The following is a 19,218-nucleotide window of genomic DNA, read 5'->3' as shown; positions in this document are numbered from 1 at the left end:
ATGACCGGCCGCCACGCACTGGTGTGGTTGCGCCCGAGCGCGCCATGGCAAGCGCTCACGCCGGGCGCGCAGCGGCGTCTGCAGCACTGGTTTGCTGCCGGGTTGCCGGCAGTGGTGGCCCGCCGCGATGGCAGCGAAGCACTCGGTACGCTAAGGCTTGGCGTGCCGTTGCCACCCAGTGAAGACAAACAACGCCTGTCATTGACCGCCAAGGCGGCCGATATCGCCCGTCGCGCTGCGCCCCTGCAGCTGCAGGCGGTGATCGCGCACGCACCCGGCCAGATGCAGCCGGCCTTGCAGGCCCTGCTCACCCAGACCCGTGCCCATGCATTGCAGCCGCGTGTGTTCGGCAGCTTTGCCTGGCAGGCTCTGACGGGGCTTGCGTATGTACACGCGCAGTCGGATCTGGATCTGCTGTGGTCCATCGCCACGCCCGAACAGGCGCATGCGGTGGTCGTGCTGTTGCAACGCTGGCAACACCGCCACGGCCTGCGTGCAGACGGCGAATTGTTGCTGCCGGACGGCGGTGCAGTGAACTGGCGCGAATACGCAGGTAGCGCGCAACAGGTATTGGTGAAGTCCGATCACGGCTGCCGTCTGTTGCCGCGTGCAGCGCTGTTTCCGGTGTGGAGCGCGGCATGAGTGCGCTGCTGAAACGTGCTGCCGATGTCGAGCCTGCAGGTGCGCGTGGCGGTATCGCCGGCCTGCATGCGGTCGCGATGTCCGTCGACGCGGCGCGGCGCGCGGCATGTGGAGCGGGCACATCGACGCCGGCGCAATCGGTACCGCCTGGCTCAATGTCGTCCACTGCGCTGCATGGCGGCAGTGCAACCGGCCAATCGCGCCAGCTGCCTGCGATAACGACTGACGCACGGGCGCATGGCTCCGTGCAACAGAACGCGGCGTTGCACAGCGCATCGCATCCCGAGCGCGCCACAGCCAGCCCGCTGGCGTACCGGTTGGGGCGGCTGGCCGTCGGCGCGTTGCATGCAGAACTGGCCTGCGTGCCCAAACCCGGCCTGGTAACGCCGTTCGACAACGGCAGTCATACCGACATGGAGGCGTCCACCTTCCTGCGCAGCCTGTTTGCATTGCGTGGCTATTTTGTCGCCATTGCCCAGGCCGCGATCGAAAACGCACCCTTTGCGCGACTGCGTCAGCTGGGCATCGATGCCGAAGCTGCGATGTTACGCGCCACTGGCGGGGTCAACACCCATCGCGGTGCGATCTTCAGCCTGGGCCTGCTCACTGCCCAGGCGGCGCGTCTGCACGTGAGCTGCAGACAACGCCCTTCGGCCGAAGCCGTGTGCCACGGAGTGCAGGAATGGCGTGCCGCGTTGGAGGCCGCGCCGCTGGATCCGCGCAGCAATGGTCAGCGCGTGCGCGCGCAGTACAGGATCGGAGGCGTGCGCGAGCAGGCGGCAGCGGGTTATCCACTGCTGCGCGAGATCGCGCTGCCGTGTCTGCGCACTGCATTGAACAGTGGCGCAACACGCGAAGCGGCATTGGCGCAGACGCTGATGCAGTTGGTCGCCGAAGTGGATGATCTCAACCTGCTGCATCGCGGCGGCCACCAAGGCCTGATCTACGCGCAAGCACAGGCACGCGCGTTCCTTGCCGATGGCGGCATCGCGCAGCCGCAATGGCGTGTGCGTCTTGCGGAGATCGGCACGCACTTCGTCGCCCGCCGTCTGAGCCCGGGCGGCAGCGCCGATCTGCTGGCCTGCGCATGGTTTCTGCATTGCCAGGAGACTGCATGAGCAAGCAGCTCAGGCAATGCGTCACGCGGCGCGTCACCTCATCGCGCGTGCGCCGCTGCGTTCTCCTTCGCCCGGTGTTGCCAACTGTGGCGCGTGCAAACCCGCCCCGCATCAGCGGCACCGTTGTCCTTCTCCCGGAACCGGGAGAAGGTGCCCGCAGGGCGGATGAGTGCAGCTCCCGCACAAAGCATTCGGCAGCACGCAAGCAGGCCAGCCCATGAGTCTGGCCCTGCTATGTCCAGGTCAAGGCGGTCAGCACGCGCGGATGTTCGCGCATGTTGCCGACGCGCCCGCCGCCATCGACGTGCTGGCCGCCGCGGCCAAGGTGCTCGGCAGCGCACCACAGACACTTGCCGAAGACCCGCACCGCTACGCCAACGCCACCGCGCAACCGCTGGTGTGTGCCGGTACGTTGGCGCACTGGCAGGTGCTGCACGACCAGCTGCCCACGCCGCTGCTGGTGCTCGGTTACAGCGTTGGCGAGCTTGCCGCCCATGCAGTGGCTGGCAGCATGGGCATCGAGACGTGTTTGCAGCTGGCGGCCACCCGCGCGCGCGCGATGGATGCCGCCAGTCCCGAAAACGCCGGATTGATGGCCGTGGTCGGTCTGCCGCTGCGCGTGCTCGAAACGCTTTGTCGAACCCACGGGACGGCGCTGGCCATCCTCAATGGCGACGATCACGCTGTGCTCGGCGGTCCGCATGATGCGCTGCAAGCGCTTGCCGCTGACGTGCAGGCGCGGGGCGCACGGACCACGCTGTTGCCGGTCAGCGTGCCGGCACATACGCCGTGGTTGCGCGCGGCCGCCGATGCATTCGCGGTCGAACTCAATGACGCCGATCTGCAAGCCCCTACGTTGCGTGTGCTGGCCGGCATCGATGCGCGTGTGGTCACCACGCAGGCATCGGTGATCCAGACATTGTCCGCGCAGATCGCGCAGACCGTGCGCTGGAACGCTGTGCTGGTGCAGGCCGCAGAACGCGGTGCGCGCGTATTTCTCGAACTTGGGCCAGGCAGCGCATTGGCGCGCATGGCCCGCGACGTGGTCCCTGACTGCGAAGCGCGTTCGGTGGATGAATTCCACAGCATGCAAGGCGTGGTGGAGTGGGTCACTGCTGCGTGCGAGCGCGCGGCATGACCGTGAGGCCGGCGCCGTACATGGCGTGACCCTTGGATGGCGGGTGGCCATCCGTGCTGTAGATGACTCAGGTGTCTGGGAGGGCGCATGACTCCGCAAATCGCAACGATTCTTGGCTTGGTGATCATGTTCATCGTTGCCACCGCATTGCCCATCAACATGGGTGCGGTGGCCTTCGCGCTGGCGTTCATCGTCGGTGGCGTGTGGGTGGGATTGGACGGCAAGGAGGTGCTGGCCGGCTTTCCGGGCGACCTGTTCCTGACCCTGGTCGGCATCACCTATCTGTTCGCCATTGCGCAGAAGAACGGCACCATCGATCTGTTGGTGCATTGGGCGGTGCGCGCGGTGCGCGGACGCATCGTGGCGATCCCGTGGGTGATGTTCGTCATCACCGGCTTGCTCACTGCATTCGGTGCGCTCGGGCCGGCAGCGGTGGCCATCATCGGCCCGGTGGCGCTGCGCTTTGCCAAACAGTACCGCATCAACCCGTTGATGATGGGCCTGCTGGTGATCCATGGCGCGCAGGGCGGTGGGTTTTCGCCGATCAGCGTGTATGGCGGCATCACCAACAAGGTGGTCGAAAAGGCCGGGTTGGACGTCACCGAGATGACGGTGTTCCTGACCAGCCTGGGGTTCAACCTGATGATGGCGATCATCTGTTTCTGCGCGTTCGGCGGACTCAAGCTGATGCGCCGGCAGGAAGTCTCGCTGACCGATGCGCAATACGTGCCGGTGGCCGAAGATCAAGCGTCCAAGCGCCCGTTCGCGATCGAAGGGCACGGCTCGTTGGTGGCCGCCGGTGGCGGGACGCTGTCGACCAATCCGCTGGCACTGGAGGCCGTCGCCATCACCCGCGATCGCTTGATTACGCTGGTGGGCCTGCTTGGGTTGGGCGTGGCAGCGCTGGTCTACAACCTCAATGTCGGCCTGGTCTCGATCACGGTCGCCGTTGCGCTGGCGTTGATCTCGCCGAATGCGCAAAAGGGCGCGGTGGATGGCATCAGTTGGTCCACGGTGCTGCTGATCAGCGGCGTGGTGACGTACGTGGCGGTGCTGGAAAAGGCCGGCGCGGTGGACTACATCGGCACCGGTGTCTCGCATATCGGCATGCCGTTGCTGGGTGCGTTACTGGTCTGTTACGTCGGTGGCATCGTCTCCGCGTTCGCCTCGTCGGCGGCGGTGCTTGGCGCCACCATCCCGCTGGCGGTGCCGTTCCTGATGCAGGGCCAGTTGGGAGCGGCCGGGGTGATCTGTGCGCTCGCGGTATCGTCCACCATCGTCGACGTCAGCCCGTTTTCCACCAATGGTGCCCTGGTGGTGGCCTCGGCCGCCAAGGACGAACGGGACGCGCTGTTCCGTCGCTTCCTGATCTACAGCGGGCTGGTGGTGCTGTTGGGGCCGCTGACGGCATGGCTGATATTTGTGGTGCCGGCTTGGCTATGAACCATCCCGCACGCGGCAGGGGTTGGGGGCGTGCCCGTAGAATGGGCGCCCCCGCGCCGACGTCCACGATCCTTCCGCCATGACCCTCGCTCCCGATTCGCGCGCTGCCAGGAAGCGCGTACCGCTGTACGAGGAAGTGGCCGAGCGCCTGCGCCAGAAGATCTACGACTACGCGCTGCCACCCGGCGAGTGGATCGACGAGCCGGCCCTGGCCGAAGAGCTCGGCATCAGCCGCACCCCGTTACGCGAGAGCCTCAAGCTGCTCGCGGCCGAGGGGCTGGTGCAACTGGACGCGGGCCGCGGCAGCAGGGTCACGCGGCTGACGCTGGAAGATCTCAATCAGCTGTTCCCGGTGATGGCCATGTTGGAAGGCCGCTGCGCCCACGATGCGGTCAAGCGCATCGATGCAGACGGTGTGCATCGCCTGGAAGCGTTGCATGCGGCGATGGAAGCGGCAGCCGAGGTTGGCGATCTGGCCGAGTACTACCGCAACAATTATCTGATCCACGAGACCGTGCAGCATTACGCGGGCAATCCGTGGTTGATCCGGGTCACTCACGATCTGCACCGCATTCTCAAGATGCATCGCGGCCGTCAGTTGTTGACGCCAGGACGCATGGCGCAGTCGTTGGCCGAGCACCGCGAATTGATGGATTGCGTGCGGCGCGGCGATGCGGAAGGCGCGGAGCGGACGATGCACACGCATCTGTTGAGCCAGGGCCAGGCGTTGGCGGCATACGTGGCGGCGGGTGGCATGTTGAACGTGCCGGCGCCGTTGCCGCGGGTGGGCGGCGTGTAGAAGGTGGTGCGTCGCTGCTGGCGGCGCTGCGCACAGTACTTGCACCCAAACATGCTTCCCTTCTCCCCCTTGTGGGAGAAGGTGCCCGAAGGGCGGATGAGAACCGCCGCAGTGCTAGCGCGCATCCAACGCAAGCAGGCCGCCCACGTGTTCGATCAGCTGTGCCCCGGTCAACCCGGCAAATACCTCCGGATGCGCATAGCCCCAAGCAACCGCAGCAAATGGCAATCCCACCGCGCGCGCTGCGTCCCAGTCGGCAACCTGGTCGCCCACATACACCGCGTGCGATGCCGCGTGCCCGGTGCCACGCAGCACACCACGCAAGGCGCGTTGCTTGCCCAGCAGATGCGCACCACCGTCGATCCGTGCAAACCTCGCGCTCAACTCCGGGCCCAAGGCCCGCTGCACATTCTCGACCGAGTTGGACGACACCACAGCCAGGCGCGTGCCGCCTGCGTGCAGCGTCTTCAACACCTCGGCAATCCCGGGAAACAACGCCACCGGCGGTGCTGCGCGCATCAGGCCGATGAAGTCGGCGGCGACCAGCGGGACGCGCCAGCTGCGCAGGCCCGAGGCCTTGAGCAGTGCACGCGTGCTCAGGCGACGTGCGGCGTCCACTTCATCGGCTTGCACTGCGCGAAAGCCGTGCCGCTCGGCCAAGGTACGCTGCACGCTTAGAAAGAAGCCGAACGAATCGGCCAGGGTGCCGTCGAAGTCGAAGATCATCAGCTTGGGCATCGCAACACGGTTGGCAGGCGTCATCGCCCCGCCATTGTCGCGCACGCATCGCATGCAGGCACGCCCGCGCACAGGTGCTGTGCGTTACGCCTCGGCGAAGTGCGGCACGATCGGCGTATCACCCTGCGCGTGCTGTTCGATGACCTTGCGCTGCATTGCGGCCAGATACGCATCCAGCTCGTCGGTGGAGGCGAACACATCGCTCAGCGGCACCGCCTTGACCATGTCGAACACCTTGCGGATCTGCGGTTGCGGGTTGGCAACCAGCACCTTGCCGTTGCGCGTTGCCAGCGCCTTGCGGGCCTTGAAGATGCAGCGGATGCCGGCGCTGGAAATGTATTCCAGCGCGGAAAGATCCAGCACCAGGGTAGTGATCAGGGTGCCCAGCAGCGGCGACAATGCCGCGTCCAGATCCTGATAGGTATGGGTGTCCAGGCGTCCGGTGAGGATGACGCGTTGACGGGTGCCTTGCGGCGGATCGATCTGGATCGCGAGCGTAGTCATGACAGTACCTCAGGGACAGGAGCGTACGGGTGGAGCAGGGTGACGCGTACGACGTTGTATGCACCGTCGTGGTGATAGTCGATGTGATCGGCGAACTGATGTACTAAAAACAACCCCAGTCCGCCGATCGGGCGTTGATCGAGCTCTGCAGCCAGGTCTGGTACAGCAATGTCGCGCGGATCGAAGGCGATTCCTGGATCGTGCAACTCAAGCACCAGCGCCTGCGGGTCCAGTTGCAGTTGCAACCGCAACGGACGCTCCACGGGCCGGCCGTGGATGAGTGCGTTGCAACCGAGCTCTTCCACGATCAGCCGGACCTGGTCGATGCGCTCGGCACCCAGACCTTCGCGCATGAGCGAATCTTGCAGCGTGTCGTTGACATAGGCCAGATCGTCCAGCGACGGGGCGATTGCCAGTTCGAGCATCATCGGTCGGTTGCCTTGCCGGGAATGCCCCGGGCAGCGTCGGTGTCCCGTCCAGCATGCTCCTGACGTAGCCGGATCGCCAGCAGCGTGATGTCGTCGTACGGATCGGCCTTGCCGGTGAAGCGGGCGATGTTGGCGATTACCGCTTTGCATTGCGCTGCAGCACTGCGGCGCGGGCGCAGCGCGCCCAGCAGCCGCTCCAGGCCGTAGCTGGCGCCCCGCTCATTCATTGCCTCGGTCACGCCGTCGGTGAACCCCAGCAAGGTCTGCCCGGCGCTCATGCGGCCGCGCAATACCGGGTAGGACGCTTGCGGCTCGATCCCCAGCGGCGGGCCGGTTTCCAGCGGCAACACACGTGCGCTGCCATCGATATCGATCAACAGCGGTGGCTCATGGCCGGCGCTGGCCAGCCAGTAGTCGCCGCTGAGCACATTGATTACCCCACACAGCACGGTGGCGAACATGCAGGTGTCGTTGTTTTCCGCCAGCCGCGTGGAGGCGGCAATCAGGATGCTGTCCGGACCCGTATGCCGGCGTGCGGCGATTTCCAGCACGCTCAGCGCGCGTGCCATGAACAAGGCCGCCGGCACGCCCTTGTCGGACACATCGCCCACCACGAACCACAACACGCCCGGTTCGGTCTCGACGAAGTGGTAAAAATCGCCGCCTACCGCCTTGGCTGGTTCCAGCCACGCACAGGTTTCCAGATGCGAACTGGCGCGGTCGAAGGTACGCCCGGAAGGCAGCATCGCCTGCTGGATTTCACGCGCAATCTGCAATTCGCTTTGCATGCGCTCGCGTGCCGCTGTCATCTCGCTGATCTCGGCGATGTGGCGGCGCAGCGCATCGCGTGCGCTATCGAACGCACGCGCCATCACCCCCACTTCGTCGTTGCGTTCGATGTGTTGCAGCGGGTATTCGAATTCGCCACGACGGAAGTGTTCGGCGGTATCGGTCAGTTCCTCGAACGGCCGCGTCAACTTGCGCGTGATGCGGCCCATCAGCCACCACCACACCACCGCGCCCAGCAGCGCCGCCAGCGCCACCCAGGCGGCCAGCCAGTTCAGGCCGGCCAGGACATAGCCTTCGGATGCGGACAACACGAAGGTCCAGCCGCTGCTCCCCACCGCCGCGCTGTGGGTCAGAAAGCGCTCGCCATCGGGGGCGGTATGCGAGAACGAAATTGGCTGGCCTGCCGCCAACGCATGCTGCAAGGGTGCCAGGTCCGGCCGCGAACGCGCCACGTAGGCGTCAAGCGTGTAACGCAGATTGAGCGCAGGATCGGGGCTGAAGACCAGCATGCCTTCGGGCGACAACAACATCGGCCGGATGCTGATGTCGCGCGGCAACTGGTCGATGATGTCGTGCAGGTGTTGCAGCGGCAGATCCACCGCCACCATGCCCACCGGCGGCGCATCCAGCGCGTCGCCGGGCCGCCGCAGCGGCAGGTTGTAGCTGGTGTACAGGCTGCCGCCATCGGTATCGAGGGACGGCTCGGACCACCAGGCACGCCCTTGCTGCCGGGTGCGCAGATACCACGGCATCGCACGGTAGTCGTAGCCCAGCTCCAGCGCCGATTTTTCGACCGTCCGCGTGCCGTTGCGAGACACCGACCAGACAAACCCCGCGTCGCCGGCTTTCTGCGTGCGTGGCTCGATGATCAGGCGCGCCGCACCGATATCCGGGTCGCCGACGAGCGTGGCCAGCAGCAAGGCACGCAGATTGAATGGCTGCAGCCCCACGCCACTGCTGCTGGCGGCCAGCGTGCGGCCGCTTACCTGCACCGAATCCAGCATCGCCGCCAGGCTGCGCGCGGTCTGCTCGGTCAAGCCGTCCACCTCCACCCGCGCCGCTTCCACCAACTCGGCCCGCGCGCCCAGGTAAAACACCGTTCCCAGCACCGTCAGCAACGCCACCAACACGGCCGTGGCGGCCAGCAGCACGCGCATGCGCAAGCTGTTGCGCCAGTGCACGCGCGGGGTGACCGGTAGCTGCTGTGCGAGTGGTCGAGCGCGAGCGGCGATGTCACGCGCTCCATGGCGGCGGATGCATCCGATCATGGCAGCTTTGCGATCATTCACAAACTGCTCACAGCGGCCTCATCCTGGAGCGCGCTAGATTGACCCGACGTGTAGCAGCCAACTAGATTGATTCCCCCTAACGCCATGGAGGCCGGCCTTGCGCCAGATTCTGACACCGAGCCTGCTGGCCCTTTTGCTGACGGCCTGTAGCGGCCCGGAGACAAGCATGACCCAGACTCAATCCCCCGCCGCCGAGGCCGTTGCAGAAGCCGACGTCGAGGCAGGCGGACGCGGCCTTGCCAAGTTGAACCCCAGCCCGCGCAAGGCCTTCGAGGTCACCTTGACGCTGGACAAAGCGCCGGGCGCGTTTGGTCTGGTGCAAGGCGCAGCGCAGTACGACGTGGCCAATGAGCAGGAATGCGGCAAGATCCAGTCCGAAACCGGCACCGCCGGGCGCATCACCAGCCAGGAAGATTTCGCGCTCAAGAAGATCTCCGACACCGAGTATCGCGGCACCGTCTATCTGGATCTGATGCAGGACGAAGACTATTACGGTCGCGGCGTCTGCCATTGGGAATTCAGCGGCGCCAGCGTGCTGCTCAAGGCGACCGGTGCCGAAGAAGAAACGCGTTTTCTGTCGTTTATCGAAGGCACGACGGTGACGGCGCAGCAGCCGCAGACGAAGTATTACTGGAAGGAAGGTTATCCGCGCTCGGAGTCCAAGAGCTTCCCGGACACCGGTGAGCTGAGCCCCGAGAAGTTCAAGCCTGAGATCCGCGACAATCTCTTCACCATCACATTGGCTGCCAAGGAAGTTGCGCCATGAGTATCCCATCACCGCAATATGCGGGCTTGTCTGAAGATGCCTACAAGGATCGCGCCGTCGGTCGACGTGCGCCGGGTCAGGAGGAAATCGTCGTGGTCGAGGGGCAGCGTTACGCGGTTCTCGATCACGTCAACAACAAGGCCACTGGCTATCAAGGCACGATTTATCGGCGCGAAGGCAGTGGCGAGATCGTGGTCGCGCATCGGGGCACGGAAGGAGCCGCCAAGGACATTCTTACCGACGCGACCATGGTTACCTCGCGGACCAATCCACAAGCCGCCGATGCGTTGGCGCTGACCCAGGACGCGCTGATCATTGCCAAGGATGTTGGAAAGCGAACCGGTCACACCCCCGAAGTCACCGTCACCGGCCACTCCCTCGGTGGTGCGCTCGCGCAAGTCTCCGCGCACCATTACGACCTCAAGGGCGAGACCTTCAATTCGTATGGCGCAGCCAGCCTGAGTTACCGGATTCCGGAAGGCGGCAACAGCGTGGTCAACCACGTCATGGCGTCCGACCCGGTCAGCGCGGCCTCGCCGCATTTCGGGCAGGTGCGCATCTACGCCAAGCCGAACGAGATCGCCACGTTGAGTGGCGCCGGCTACAGCAACAGCAAGGCCAACTTCCTGATTCCCGACTACCCGCTGGTGGCGGCCGGTGGCTCGCTGGGCGCGCACAAGCTGGGCAACTTCCTGGGCGAGCACTCGGCGCTCACCGATCCCAATGCGCGTCCGCTCGCGGAAAAGAACGCGCGCATGATCGACGAATACCGCAGTGATGTGGATGGGCTCCGCACCGGCACGACCATCCTGACGCGTAGCGCACGTGGCCTGGGCCAGGACGCCATCGACGCCATCCGTGGTCCGCTCGCGCCGGGCGAACCCGCCAAGCGCGATGCGCGCGAACACGGGAACGACCACACCTCGCTGCGGATCGATCAGCCAGGGCACGTAGGCAATACCTTGTTCCAGGATGCACAGCGGGGCGTGCATGCGCAGGACGCGCGTGCGGGGCGCACACCCGACCAGCACAGTGCGCAGTTGTCCGGCTCGCTGGCGTCGGAAATGCATGCCGCCGGTGGTCAGCGCATCGACGCGGTGATGCTGAGTCCCGATGCCGCACGCACCTTCGCCGTGCAGGGCCGCGTGGACGATCCCGCGCAGCTGCGCGTCAGCGTGGAGACGATGACCGCGATGAACACCCCGTTGGAGCAGAGCAGCCAGCGCGTTGCCGAAAATGCTGCACGCCAATCGGTGGCGATGGAGCAGCAGCAAACGCAGACCCAGCAACAACAGCAGGGCGCACGCGCGATGGGTTGAGCGCGCGCATGCGTGGGCGGGTAGGGCGTGCACACGCGTTGCCGGCAGCCATGACGCGGCGCGGCTTGAATAAGCAGCCAGGTCCATCGCACGTTGCACAAAACGCCGGCTTGCCCGGCGTTTTTTATGCTGTCGCGCAATGCCCCGCCGGCTTCTTGCTGCACCCGCACAACATTGCGCTGGTCAAAAAAGTGCCAGTTCGCCAGTTCAACGCTTTCTGCGGCTGAGCTATGCCGCAACGACGCAGCAGCTATAGCGAGCGCGACTGCTTGCGGCGCCGTGCTTGAATCGCCAGCGCTTGGCAGCAGTCGCCGCCATCGCGAGCACCGTATCGCCACACGCCATGCATCGAGTGCAGGGGATCAGGCAAGGCGTCGTGTGGCGTGATATCCATCGATCAAGGGAGAGGTTTCATGCGCGTTTTTCGTACGGGTTACAGTCGCCTGCTGCTGGTAGTGCTTGCGTGTTTCGTCAGTGCCGGCGCAGGCGCGCAAGGCATTGCCAAGGGGGCCGATGTCAGCTGGCTCAACCAGCAGGCTGCAGCGAATCCGTCGCAGGTGTTTCGCGATGCATCGGGCAACACCACCGATTTCATCAAATTGCTCAAGGACGTTGGCGGTAATGCGGTCCGCCTGCGCGTGTGGGTCAACCCGTCCGGCGGCTGGAACGATGGCCGCGACACGCTCGACAAGGCCAAGCGTGCCGCCGCGCAGGGCATGCGCATCATGATCGACTTCCACTACAGCGATAGTTGGGCCGACCCCGGCAAGCAGACCAAGCCGGCCGCCTGGGCGGGCCACTCCGTCGCTCAGCTCAATACCGATGTCTACAGCCACACCCAGGGCATCCTCAAGTACCTCAAGGACAACGGCATCACTGTCAGCTGGGTACAGGTGGGCAACGAGATCAACAGCGGCATGTTGTGGAACGAGGGCAAGACGCCCAACTTCGCCAACCTGGGCCAGTTCATCAACAGCGGCTACAACGCCACCAAGGCCGTGTACCCCAACGCCAAGGTCATCGTGCACCTGGCCAACGGCGACGACAACGCCAACTTCCGCTGGTTCTTCGACAACCTGCGCTCGGCCGGCGGCAAGTGGGACGTCATCGGGATGTCGCACTACCCACCGGTCGGCAGCTGGCAGGATTACAACAGCCGGCTGGACACCAACATGCGCGACATGATCTCCCGCTACGGCAGCGACGTGGTGGTGGCCGAGGTCGGCATGGACTGGCAGCAGGCCGCCACCACCCGCGCCATGCTCAGCAACCTGCTCAGCCGCAGCAACGCCATCGGCGCGCGCGTGCTCGGCGTGTTCTATTGGGAACCCGACGCCTACCCCGGCTGGCAGGGCTACACCATGGGCGCGGTCAACAACAACGGCCAATTGACCGAAGCGTTGCAGGCGTTCTGATCGGGTTTGCTTGCGCCCTCATACGCCCTCATCCGCCCCTGCGGGGCACCTTCTCCCGCAGGCGGGAGAAGGGAACTGCCAGCCACCGTTGGCTGACAGCTTCTGCACCGCAAGCCCCTCTCTCTCTCGGGAGAGGGGTTGGGGCAAGGGTACGGGGCGAAGCCCTCGTGGTGTTCCAACGGCATGTGGCTTCGCTTGCGCCCTCATCCGCCCCTGCGGGGCACCTTCTCCCGCAGGCGGGAGAAGGGAGCGGCCACCACCGTTGGCTGACAGCTTCGGCATGGCAAGCTCCTCTCTCCCCGAGAGAAGGGCTTGGGGTGAGGGTTCGGGGCGAAGCCCTTGTGGCGTTCCAACTGCGTGTGGCTTTGCTTGCATCCTCATCCACGCTTGCAGGCTCCCTTTTCCTCAGGGAGGAAGAGACGCGAGCGGGAGAACGCTATGGTGCAGCGGCCCCCTGCTCAGCTGCGCCGGCCTCATCCTTTGGTCGTATGCCAGTAGCGGTCATCGGCACACGCGTTGCTCCTGTCGACACGCCCGGTCAACGTCACCAGCCTCAGCCCGTCCTGTACGCCGTAGCGCTGCCGCCTGCCTGTCACCCCGTCGCATCTGGACAACACGATGTGTTCGCCATCCTCGGCCCCCCATTCCAGCAATCACCAGAGCCCACTCACTGCACGACACCATCCCATTCCATACGCACCCGTAGCGAGGAATGGCAACAGGTGCGTGCGGTACACTTGCGGGTTCACGAATTCACGATGTCGACACACCCGCGGGGTGTGTCCCCCCGGGAGCGCTAATGAACTGGTTGAACGAAGTGCTGCACAACGATCCGAACCCGCTTGAGACGCAGGAGTGGCTCGAATCGATCAAGGCCGTCATCGATGTAGAAGGTCCTGAGCGCGCCCATCAGCTGCTGGAAGGCATGGTCGAACAGACCCGCCGCGCCGGCGCTTACCTGCCGTTCTCGCCCACTACCGAGTACGTCAACACCATCGCACCGGCCAACGAGGCCAAGAACCCCGGCGATTCCGCGCTGGAGTGGAAGATCCGCTCGATCATCCGCTGGAACGCCATGGCCACCGTCGTGCGGGCCAACCGCAAGCCGGGCGACCTGGGCGGCCACATCGCCTCGTTCGCCTCCAGCGCCACGCTGTACGACGTGGGCTTCAACCACTTCTGGCGCGCGCCCTCGGACACCCACCCGGGCGACCTGCTGTTCATCCAGGGCCACAGCGCCCCGGGCATCTACGCCCGCGCCTTCCTCGAAGGCCGCATCAGCGAAGCCCAGCTGGACAACTTCCGCATGGAAGTGGACGGCCAGGGCATCTCGTCCTACCCGCACCCGTGGCTGATGCCCGAGTTCTGGCAGACCCCCACCGTGTCGATGGGCCTGGGCCCGTTGGCCGCCATCTACCAGGCGCAGTTCATGCGCTACCTGGAAAACCGCGGCCTGATCGAGAAGTCCGACCGCAAGGTGTGGTGCTTCATCGGCGACGGCGAGAGCGACGAGCCAGAAACCCTCGGCGCCATCGCGCTGGCCGGCCGCGAAGGCCTGGACAACCTCATCTTCGTGGTCAACTGCAACCTGCAGCGCCTGGACGGCCCGGTGCGCGGCAACGGCAAGATCATCCAGGAGCTGGAAGGCGTGTTCCGTGGCGGCGGCTGGAACGTCATCAAGCTGCTCTGGGGCGGCTACTGGGACGCCCTGCTGGCCAAGGACACCGACGGCGTCCTGAAGAAGCTGATGATGGAAACGGTCGACGGCGAATACCAGAACTGCAAGGCCTTCGGCGGCGCCTACACGCGCGCCAACTTCTTCGGCAAGTACCCGGAGACCGCGGCCATGGTCGCCGGCCTGTCCGACGACGACATCTGGCGCCTGAACCGTGGCGGCCACGACCCGCACAAGGTGTACGCCGCCTACAACCAGGCCGTGAACACCACCGGCATGCCCACCGTGATCCTGGCCAAGACGGTCAAGGGCTACGGCATGGGCTCGGCCGGTGAGGCGCTCAACCCCACCCACCAGACCAAGAAGCTGGACGACGCGGCGGTCAAGCACTTCCGCGACCGCTTCAACATTCCGGTCACCGACGCCCAGCTGGAAGACGGCCAGGTGCCGTTCTACCACCCCGGCGAAGACTCCCCGGAAGTGCAGTACCTGAAAGAGCGCCGCAACGTGCTGGGCGGCTTTCTGCCCTCGCGCCGTCCCAAGGCCAGCAAGTCGTTCGTGGCGCCCACGCTCGACAAGTTCGAGCGCCTGCTCAAGGACAGCGGCGAGCGCAGCTATTCCACCACCATGTCGTTCGTGCAGAGCCTCAACATCGCCCTGCGCGACAAGGAACTGGGCCCGCGCATCGTGCCGATCGTGGCCGATGAGGCGCGCACCTTCGGCATGGAAGGCATGTTCCGCCAGATCGGCATCTATGCCCCGTTCGGCCAGAAGTACAAGCCGGTCGATGCCGACCAGCTCATGTACTACCGCGAAGACCAGACCGGGCAGGTGCTGCAGCAGGGCATCAGCGAGCCGGGCGCCATCGCCTCGTGGATGGCCGCCGGCACCAGCTACTCGGTCTCCGACGTGCCGATGCTGCCGTTCTACATCTACTACTCCATGTTCGGCTTCCAGCGCGTGGGCGACATCGCCTGGCAGGCAGCGGACATGCGCACGCGTGGCTTCCTGCTCGGCGGCACCGCCGGCCGCACCACGCTCAATGGCGAAGGCCTGCAGCACGAAGACGGCTTCAGCCAGGTCATCGCCGGCTCGATTCCGAATGTGCGTAGCTACGACCCGACCTTCGGCTTCGAAGTCACCGTCATCATGCAGCACGGCATGAAGGCGATGATGGAAGACCAGATCGATGAGTACTACTACATCACCCTGATGAACGAGAACTACGCCCACCCCGGCATGCCGGACGGCGCAGCCGAGGGCATCATCAAGGGCATGTACCTGCTCAAGGACGCCGGCAAGCCCAAGAAGGGCGAGCTGCGCGTGCAGCTGCTGGGCAGCGGCACCATCCTGCGCGAGGCCATTGCCGCAGCCGAGCTGCTGGACAAGGACTTCGGCGTCACCGCCGACATCTGGTCCTGCCCCAGCTTCAACGAAGTGCGCCGCGACGGCTTCGCCGCCGAACGCTGGAACCGCCTGCACCCGGAGGCCGAACAGCGCAAGCCCTATGTCACCCAGCTGCTGGAAGGCCGCCAGGGCCCGGCGATTGCCGCAACGGACTACGTACGCCTGTTTGCCGACCAGATCCGCGCCTTCGTCCCGATGACCTACAGCGTGCTCGGCACGGATGGGTTCGGTCGCTCGGACACGCGTGCGAACCTGCGCCGGTTCTTCGAGGTTGACCGTTACTACATCGCGCATGCGGCCATTGCCGCGCTGGCGAAGGATGGCAAGATGACCGGCAAGGATGTGGCCCGGGCGATCAAGCAGTACAAGATTGATCCTGAGAAAGCGAATCCTGTTGGGGTCTAAGGATCTGAGACTCTACTGGTACTGAATACGAAGGGCGATCTATGATCGCCCTTCGTATGTTGGAGGCCTGACTCATCAAGCTGGCCTCAGGCACAGCTGATCTCGGCTCTGGAATGATTAATGGTGACATATGTCGACGGCCGAACAACTAAAAGCACTTCTGCTATCTCATAAAGATGGTAATGATGAGCGCTTCTATGCGGTCGCGCTTCAGTGGGCTGCACAGGAAGCACGCAAGGGGCATTTGAAGGCAGCTGAAGAAATAAAACAGTTGGTTGATGCTGGGAAGGCCCGGCCATCCAAAACCGTTGCTTTACACCAGCCTCGCGGGGATCTTGGTGCGCTGCTTTCAGTAACCTATCCAAAGAATAGGTTGAGCGATCTCATTACTGGTGCTGGTCTGCACGCACAGCTAGAACGAATCATCCGTGAGCAGCGGAGTGCTAGCAGCCTTCTCTCTCATGGTCTTTCTCCTCGCAGAAAACTTCTGCTTGTAGGACCGCCTGGCACTGGAAAGACATTGAGCGCCTCCGTGCTAGCTGGGGAATTGGGTGTGCCACTTTTTCTTATCCGTCTGGATGTGCTGATTACCAAGTTTATGGGTGAAACAGCGGCTCGGCTGCGGCAGGTATTTGATGCGATTGCCGCTACTCGAGGCGTCTATTTCTTTGATGAATTTGACGCGATCGGCTCGCAAAGAGGAGGGGCTAACGATGTCGGCGAGGTCCGCAGAATCTTGAATAGTTTCCTGCAAATGTTGGAGCAGGATCAGTCGCATAGTCTAGTTGTCGCCGCGACAAATCACCCGGGCATTTTGGACTACGCGCTCTTAAGGCGATTTGATGATGTGCTCAATTATGGATTGCCTGACGAAAAGCAGATTCGTGACCTGTTGAAGGGGCGGCTCTTAAGGTTTATGCCAGCTCGCCCGCCATGGAAGGCTTTGACTAAAGGTGCTGAGGGTTTGAGTTATGCTGAAATTACTAAGGCTGCTGAAGATGCAATAAAAGAAGCTTTGATTCGTGGGGATAAAGTGGTCGACTCTAAGCATGTGGCTGAAATGTTAGCCGAACGCCAGATGATGAAAACTGTTTGGAAGCAATTTGCGTAAGAAATAACTAAGAAGGAGCTTGCGCTATGCCAAGGAATCCGCGCCCACACTTGATGTTGCCGGAAATTTTTACTTCGACAAAACGATATCAGTATCCAGGGCGCGGTGGAAATCCATACGCTACTCCCGAGCGAAATAGGGCTACGCAAGCGTCTATTTTGCGCCAGAACTTGTCGGATGTTCAGCGCGACTACGAAGAGATGCTTGATCTTCAGCGTGAGCACGGATGGGATGATGGCTTTGGCATCACTGTATTGTTCTCCAGCTTTCCGGATATTGAATTGGCTGTTGACAGTTTAGAGCAACGGGCCTCTGGTATCGAGTTGCTTAGTGTTCGTGACATCGACGGAAGGACGCTGGCGGCGGTTTGGATACCGGACGGAAAGCTCTCGCACTTCGAAGATAAGATCGCTGCTTATTTGAGGCGTGCGCCAAGAGATAATCAGAAGCTAGTCGATGCAATTCAAAGTATCCGCTCTGCCGTCTTGGAGGATCTTTGGACGGATGAAGCGCCGCTCCCTATGGATAATGAAGTTATTCGATTCGAAGCTTGGCTCGGACTTCCTGTTAAGAAATATAGAAATCCTGAGCTTTATGCGCAACTAAAGGAGTTGCGCGTTTCACGCTTTAGGGCGGCATGTGAAGCCCAAGGTTTGCGTGTTGGCCAGAGCGTGCTGGCTTTTCCGGAAAGATTGGTGTTGCAGGTCGTGGGCTCCATCGCGCAAATGAGGGCTTCCGCTGCCGTGCTTGGTCAGCTTGCAGAGTTACGCTATGCGCCTGAATCTGCTGAATTCTTTATTGAAATGCCGACTAATGAGCAGGCTGATTGGTCTGAAAATCTAATTGCTAGAGCCTCGTTCCCTGATGAGGGCGCAGATGTTCCTTATATCTGTATTCTGGATACAGGAGTTTCTCGCGCTCACCCACTGATCTCACCGCTGCTATCCATGCGAGATATGCATACAGCCGATCCAGCATGGGGTAATGATGATGATCATGGTCACGGTACTGAGCAGTCTGGGCTGGCAATATGGGGCGACTTAACTAATTGCCTTGTCAGAAATGACTTCGTGACTATTGGCCATCGATTAGAGTCAGTGAAAATCCAGCCCAGAGACGGATTCAATGGGGATGACCATCTTGCAAGTATAACCGTACAGGCGGTGAGTCGCCCGGAGATTCAATATCCGTCTAGGTCTCGGCTGTTTTCGATGGCGGTGACTAGCACTAGGACTACGATTTCTGGGAGGGCAACAGCCTGGTCCTCGGAGATTGACTCGTTAACTTCTGATTGGCTAGAGAACGGTAGAAATCCCCGGCTTATGATTGTAAGCGGAGGGAATGTTAACCACACTCAGTCTGGCCATTATTTTGGACTAAATAGTGGGACGTCTATCGAAGATCCGGCGCAGTCCTGGAATTCTCTAACAGTGGGGGCAATTACTGAAAAATATGAAATCACCGAGGATGGAATGCGACACTATTTTCCAATGGCGCCAGCTGGAGGGTTGAGTCCATTTTGCAGTACCTCCGCTGGGTGGAATCGGGAATTTCCTTTCAAGCCCGACGTTGTATTCGAGGGAGGGAATCTCGCCTCAGATGGAGCTTTCGTTAGTCGTGCTGATAGTCTAAGTCTTCTGACGACATACCATCTTCCTCTTCAGAGGACATTTGTAAATACGGAGGCTACTAGCGCGGCTACTGCATTGGGTTCCCATTTTTCTGCACAAGTCATGACGAAGTATCCGTCACTATGGCCGCAAACTGTACGGGCCTTGATAGTGCATAGCGCAGACTGGACTGATGAGCTCTTACGTCAGTTTCCGGGGAATGGTAGAGACCAGCTTGAATTTAGGCTGCGGCATTGTGGATGGGGGCGCCCGGATATCAGTAAAGCGCTTAATAGCGGGTCCGACTCCTTAACTCTGCTTGTACAGTCCGGACTGCAGCCATTTGAGAAGAAGCCGGTTCAGGTTGTCGGAGGGACTCGTCGAGGTGGCAATATTGCAACTCGCGATATGCAGATGCATAAAATTCCATGGCCAACGGCGGCACTGCAAGATTTGCTAGATCAAGAGGTGGAACTAAGGGTTACCCTTTCTTACTTTGTTGAACCTAACCCCGGCGAGCGTGGCCGCGACGTCCCCCCGATTTTGAGTAGCACGCCAGTTTGGAGTCCAATTCCCTACCCCGAAGGAGATTGGACGTGAAGAAACGTTTTACTGACGAGCA

General features: G+C 62.7%; 15 protein-coding genes. 11 read left to right on the top strand and 4 right to left on the bottom strand.

Translation table 11 applies throughout. The annotated features are described in order from the left end of the window. The 5 genes from mdcG (at window position 1) to GGR62_RS10095 (ending at window position 5,140) form a co-directional block, all read left to right on the top strand. A complete protein-coding gene (gene mdcG / locus GGR62_RS10115) occupies window positions 1-642 on the top strand; it encodes a malonate decarboxylase holo-[acyl-carrier-protein] synthase (RefSeq protein WP_184407780.1) in 642 nt (213 codons plus the stop codon). Between the two features lie 155 nt (window positions 643-797). Further along, on the top strand, window positions 798-1,760 hold the full coding sequence (gene mdcB, locus GGR62_RS10110) for a triphosphoribosyl-dephospho-CoA synthase MdcB (RefSeq protein ID WP_184407911.1): 963 nt from the start codon (window positions 798-800) through the stop codon (window positions 1,758-1,760). Between the two features lie 217 nt (window positions 1,761-1,977). Continuing rightward, window positions 1,978-2,898: a malonate decarboxylase subunit epsilon gene (gene mdcH, locus GGR62_RS10105; RefSeq protein WP_184407779.1), complete on the top strand. Its 921-nt coding sequence runs from the start codon at window positions 1,978-1,980 to the stop codon at window positions 2,896-2,898. A gap of 87 nt (window positions 2,899-2,985) precedes the next feature. After that, window positions 2,986-4,341, top strand: a complete 1,356-nt coding sequence (locus tag GGR62_RS10100; protein WP_184407778.1) for an SLC13 family permease — start codon at window positions 2,986-2,988, stop codon at window positions 4,339-4,341. Between the two features lie 79 nt (window positions 4,342-4,420). Further along, window positions 4,421-5,140: a GntR family transcriptional regulator gene (locus tag GGR62_RS10095; RefSeq protein ID WP_184407777.1), complete on the top strand. Its 720-nt coding sequence runs from the start codon at window positions 4,421-4,423 to the stop codon at window positions 5,138-5,140. Window positions 5,141-5,254: 114 nt separating this feature from the next. On the opposite strand, the gene GGR62_RS10090 is transcribed toward GGR62_RS10095, so the two are convergent. The 4 genes from GGR62_RS10090 to GGR62_RS10075 form a co-directional block, all read right to left on the bottom strand. Beyond that, a complete protein-coding gene (locus GGR62_RS10090; protein WP_184407910.1) occupies window positions 5,255-5,878 on the bottom strand; it encodes an HAD hydrolase-like protein in 624 nt (207 codons plus the stop codon). An 84-nt stretch (window positions 5,879-5,962) separates the two neighbouring features. After that, window positions 5,963-6,382, bottom strand: coding sequence for an STAS domain-containing protein (locus tag GGR62_RS10085; protein ID WP_184407776.1), 420 nt, complete (start codon window positions 6,380-6,382; stop codon window positions 5,963-5,965). Beyond that, window positions 6,379-6,810, bottom strand: coding sequence for an ATP-binding protein (locus GGR62_RS10080; RefSeq protein ID WP_184407775.1), 432 nt, complete (start codon window positions 6,808-6,810; stop codon window positions 6,379-6,381). The genes GGR62_RS10085 and GGR62_RS10080 overlap by 4 nt, the downstream gene beginning before the upstream one ends. Next, window positions 6,807-8,756 (bottom strand): SpoIIE family protein phosphatase, encoded by a 1,950-nt coding sequence (locus GGR62_RS10075; protein WP_221229129.1) that lies wholly within the window; start codon window positions 8,754-8,756, stop codon window positions 6,807-6,809. Before GGR62_RS10075 ends, GGR62_RS10080 begins: the two co-directional genes overlap by 4 nt. Window positions 8,757-9,054: 298 nt before the next feature. Between GGR62_RS10075 and GGR62_RS10070 the strand changes: the two genes are divergently transcribed. From GGR62_RS10070 to GGR62_RS10045, 6 genes are all read left to right on the top strand, one after another. Continuing rightward, window positions 9,055-9,654 carry a hypothetical protein gene (locus tag GGR62_RS10070; RefSeq protein ID WP_184407773.1) on the top strand — a complete coding sequence of 200 codons (600 nt, stop codon included), beginning with the start codon at window positions 9,055-9,057 and terminating at the stop codon, window positions 9,652-9,654. After that, on the top strand, window positions 9,651-10,973 hold the full coding sequence (locus tag GGR62_RS10065) for an XVIPCD domain-containing protein (protein ID WP_184407772.1): 1,323 nt from the start codon (window positions 9,651-9,653) through the stop codon (window positions 10,971-10,973). The genes GGR62_RS10070 and GGR62_RS10065 overlap by 4 nt, the downstream gene beginning before the upstream one ends. A 413-nt stretch (window positions 10,974-11,386) precedes the next feature. After that, complete coding sequence (locus tag GGR62_RS10060; protein ID WP_184407771.1) at window positions 11,387-12,388, top strand: arabinogalactan endo-1,4-beta-galactosidase; 1,002 nt, start codon at window positions 11,387-11,389, stop codon at window positions 12,386-12,388. A 799-nt stretch (window positions 12,389-13,187) separates the two neighbouring features. Continuing rightward, complete coding sequence (gene aceE, locus GGR62_RS10055; RefSeq protein ID WP_184407770.1) at window positions 13,188-15,875, top strand: pyruvate dehydrogenase (acetyl-transferring), homodimeric type; 2,688 nt, start codon at window positions 13,188-13,190, stop codon at window positions 15,873-15,875. Window positions 15,876-16,005: 130 nt separating this feature from the next. Beyond that, window positions 16,006-16,986: an ATP-binding protein gene (locus tag GGR62_RS10050; protein ID WP_184407769.1), complete on the top strand. Its 981-nt coding sequence runs from the start codon at window positions 16,006-16,008 to the stop codon at window positions 16,984-16,986. Window positions 16,987-17,039: 53 nt separating this feature from the next. Further along, window positions 17,040-19,196 (top strand): S8 family peptidase, encoded by a 2,157-nt coding sequence (locus tag GGR62_RS10045; RefSeq protein ID WP_184407768.1) that lies wholly within the window; start codon window positions 17,040-17,042, stop codon window positions 19,194-19,196. Window positions 19,197-19,218: the final 22 nt, after the last annotated feature.

The sequence above is a fragment of the Xanthomonas sp. 3075 genome (assembly GCF_014197275.1).
Lineage (GTDB): Bacteria > Pseudomonadota > Gammaproteobacteria > Xanthomonadales > Xanthomonadaceae > Xanthomonas > Xanthomonas campestris_B.
This window is presented reverse-complemented; position numbering and strand designations above follow the sequence as displayed.

Coding starts and splice junctions, on each gene's coding strand:
- mdcH (WP_184407779.1), top strand. CDS start 1,978: ATGAGTCTGGCCCTGCTATGTCCAGGTCAAGGCGGTCAGCACGCGCGG.
- GGR62_RS10100 (WP_184407778.1), top strand. CDS start 2,986: ATGACTCCGCAAATCGCAACGATTCTTGGCTTGGTGATCATGTTCATC.
- aceE (WP_184407770.1), top strand. CDS start 13,188: ATGAACTGGTTGAACGAAGTGCTGCACAACGATCCGAACCCGCTTGAG.
- mdcB (WP_184407911.1), top strand. CDS start 798: ATGTCGTCCACTGCGCTGCATGGCGGCAGTGCAACCGGCCAATCGCGC.
- GGR62_RS10050 (WP_184407769.1), top strand. CDS start 16,006: ATGTCGACGGCCGAACAACTAAAAGCACTTCTGCTATCTCATAAAGAT.
- GGR62_RS10060 (WP_184407771.1), top strand. CDS start 11,387: ATGCGCGTTTTTCGTACGGGTTACAGTCGCCTGCTGCTGGTAGTGCTT.
- GGR62_RS10045 (WP_184407768.1), top strand. CDS start 17,040: ATGTTGCCGGAAATTTTTACTTCGACAAAACGATATCAGTATCCAGGG.
- GGR62_RS10095 (WP_184407777.1), top strand. CDS start 4,421: ATGACCCTCGCTCCCGATTCGCGCGCTGCCAGGAAGCGCGTACCGCTG.
- GGR62_RS10075 (WP_221229129.1), bottom strand. CDS start 8,756: ATGCGCGTGCTGCTGGCCGCCACGGCCGTGTTGGTGGCGTTGCTGACG.
- GGR62_RS10085 (WP_184407776.1), bottom strand. CDS start 6,382: ATGACTACGCTCGCGATCCAGATCGATCCGCCGCAAGGCACCCGTCAA.
- GGR62_RS10070 (WP_184407773.1), top strand. CDS start 9,055: ATGACCCAGACTCAATCCCCCGCCGCCGAGGCCGTTGCAGAAGCCGAC.
- GGR62_RS10080 (WP_184407775.1), bottom strand. CDS start 6,810: ATGATGCTCGAACTGGCAATCGCCCCGTCGCTGGACGATCTGGCCTAT.
- GGR62_RS10090 (WP_184407910.1), bottom strand. CDS start 5,878: ATGCCCAAGCTGATGATCTTCGACTTCGACGGCACCCTGGCCGATTCG.
- GGR62_RS10065 (WP_184407772.1), top strand. CDS start 9,651: ATGAGTATCCCATCACCGCAATATGCGGGCTTGTCTGAAGATGCCTAC.
- mdcG (WP_184407780.1), top strand. CDS start 1: ATGACCGGCCGCCACGCACTGGTGTGGTTGCGCCCGAGCGCGCCATGG.